Annotated in this window: 2 protein-coding genes; both read left to right on the top strand. The window is 65.8% G+C overall.

Annotated elements, in window-relative coordinates:
- Nucleotides 1-117: 117 nt before the first annotated feature.
- Nucleotides 118-1629: an IS21 family transposase gene (gene istA, locus AC3A6R_RS27055; RefSeq protein ID WP_487866172.1), complete on the top strand. Its 1512-nt coding sequence runs from the start codon at nucleotides 118-120 to the stop codon at nucleotides 1627-1629.
- Nucleotides 1622-2431, top strand: a complete 810-nt coding sequence (gene istB, locus AC3A6R_RS27050; protein WP_487866171.1) for an IS21-like element helper ATPase IstB — start codon at nucleotides 1622-1624, stop codon at nucleotides 2429-2431. The genes istA and istB overlap by 8 nt, the downstream gene beginning before the upstream one ends.
- Nucleotides 2432-2621 lie beyond the last annotated feature (190 nt).

Here is a 2621-nt window from a genome sequence, read left to right as displayed (position 1 = left end):
TGTTGGCGCCGACCGGAAACTGAGCCAGTTTTGTAGGTAGTGCCGAAGTAAAAGTGAGCCAGGTGTTCAACCTACCCTGCTGTTTTTTTACGCAGCGGGGTTCGAGGAGTGATCACCATGGACATGATTGGCAGGATCCGTCGGCTGCACGTGAGGGACAAGCTGTCGGAGCGCGAGATAGCGCGCGTGACAGGGCTGTCGCGCAACACGGTGTCGAAGTGGCTGCGCGCGCCGGTTGCCGAAGCGCCGAAGTACCGGCGCGAGGCGCGCCCGAACAAGCTCAGCGCGTTCGAGGCAACGCTGAAGCAGGCGTTGACGGCCGATGCCAGGCGGCCCAAGCACGAGAGGCGCACGGCACGTGCGCTGCATGCCGAGATCAAGGCGGCAGGCTACGGCGGCGGTTACTCGGCCGTCACTGACTTCGTTCGAGCGTGGCGCCAAGGCGAGGGACAGGCAGTCAACGTCACGGCGTTCGTGCCGCTGGCCTTCGAACTCGGCGAGGCCTTCCAGTTCGATTGGAGCGAAGAGGGCTTGGTCGTCGGCGGCATCTATTACCGCATGCAGGTGTCGCACCTGAAGCTGTGTGCGAGCCGTGCGTTCTGGCTGGTGGCATACCCGAGCCAAGGCCACGAGATGCTGTTCGACGCCCACACGAGATCGTTCGCAGCGCTGGGCGGCGTGGCGCGCCGCGGGATCTACGACAACATGCGCACCGCCGTCGATAAGGTTCACAAGGGTAAGGGTCGCACCGTCAATGCCCGCTTCGCCGTGATGTGCGCGCACTACCTGTACGACCCCGACTTCTGCAACGTCGCCTCGGGCTGGGAGAAGGGGCGCGTGGAGAAGAACGTGCAGGACAGCCGTCGGCGCATCTGGATCGAGGCGGCCCGGCGCCGCTTCGGCTCCTTCGTCGAACTCAACGCCTGGCTGGGCGAGCGCTGCCGGGCCCTGTGGAACGAGGTGCGGCACCCCGAGCACAGCCAGTTCAGCGTGGCCGAGATGCTCGAGCACGAGCGGCCCCACCTGATGCCCATGCCTGAGCCCTTCGATGGCTACGTGGAGAAGCCCGCGCGGGTGTCGAGCACCTGCCTGGTGTCGGTGGCACGCAATCGCTACTCGGTGCCGTGCGAGCTGGCCGGGCAGATGGTCAGCACGCGGCTGTACCCGGGCAGCGTGGTGGTTGTCGCAGACGATGCGGTCGTCTCGCGCCACGAGCGGATGAGCGATTCGGGCGGTACGCGCTACGACTGGCAGCACTACATCCCGCTCGTGCAGCGCAAGCCCGGCGCGTTGAGGAACGGCGCACCCTTCGCCGACCTGCCCGAGGCGCTGCAACGCCTGCGCCGTGGCCTGCTGCGCCAGGACGGCGGGGACCGTGTGATGGCCCAGGTGCTGGCCATTGCGGCAACCGCCGGTCTGGATACCGTGATCGTGGCGGTCGAATTGGCCATGGAGAACAGCCCTCCATCCGGGCGCGTCAGTGTGGAGCATGTCGTCAACGTGCTCGGCCGGCTCAATGCGCCGGCAACGCCGCCAAGCGCCGAGACGGCGCTGCAGGTCGCAACGCCGCCGCTGGCCAACACGGCGCGCTATGACAGCCTGCGTGGCCAGGAGGTGGGCCATGCGTGACGTGACCGTTGAGCTCAAGGCATTGCGCCTGCACGGTATGGCCGCTGCCTGGTGCGATCTGCATGAGCAAGGGCCGGCCTCGGGTCTGGAGGCCTCGCGCTGGCTGGTAGAGCATCTGCTGCAGGCCGAGTCGACGGACCGGGCGATGCGCTCGGTCCAGTACCAGATGACCTCTGCACGCTTCCCGGTGCACCGAGATCTGGCGGGCTTCGACTTCGATGCCTCGCCGGTGGACCAGAAGCTGATCCAGCAGCTCGCGACGCTGGAGTTCACCGAGGCGGCGCACAACGCCGTGCTGGTCGGCGGACCGGGCACAGGCAAGACCCATCTGGCAACGGCCTTGGGGGTGTCGGGCATCGTGCGTCAAGGCAAGCGCGTGCGGTTTTACTCGACGGTCGATCTGGTCAACGCGCTGGAGCAGGAGAAGGCCCAGGGCAAAGCCGGGCGGATCGCCAGTGGTCTGCTGCGCATGGACCTGGTGATCCTGGACGAGCTGGGCTACCTGCCGTTCAGCCAGGCCGGCGGCGCGCTGCTGTTCCACCTGCTGTCCAAACTGTACGAACACACCAGCGTGGTGATCACCACCAATCTGGACTTCGCTGAATGGTCGACGGTGTTCGGCGACGCCAAGATGACGACCGCCTTGCTCGACCGCCTCACCCATCACTGCCACATCGTGGAGACGGGCAACGAAAGCCATCGCTTCCTGCACAGCAGCGCCACGGCGAAGAAGCGCATAAAGGCTCGAGAGCAGACCCGCAAAGCAGGCACCAAGGCCGAACCAACAGGCGCCACTGACTAACGGCGGCCGCGCGTGGCAAGGCGCTACGGGCTACGCCCTTCGCGCCCTATGAGTTCGATCATCAGAAGCGAAGGAGGTCAGAACAAGGCAAGGCATACACTTATCCACAGTCGACCATTGCTGCGTCGGCTTCCACCCCTGGCTCACGATTCAGTCGGCGCGGTGGCTCAGTTTTACCTCGGCGCCAACA

The organism is Variovorax sp. Soil_C_19 (genome assembly GCF_057657255.1).
Note: the sequence above shows the minus strand (reverse complement) of the source record. Positions and strands in the feature narration are given on the sequence as shown.

What these genes read in the sequence shown, in the direction of transcription:
- istA (WP_487866172.1), top strand. Translation starts at nt 118, where the DNA reads ATGGACATGATTGGCAGGATCCGTCGGCTGCACGTGAGGGACAAGCTG.
- istB (WP_487866171.1), top strand. Translation starts at nt 1,622, where the DNA reads ATGCGTGACGTGACCGTTGAGCTCAAGGCATTGCGCCTGCACGGTATG.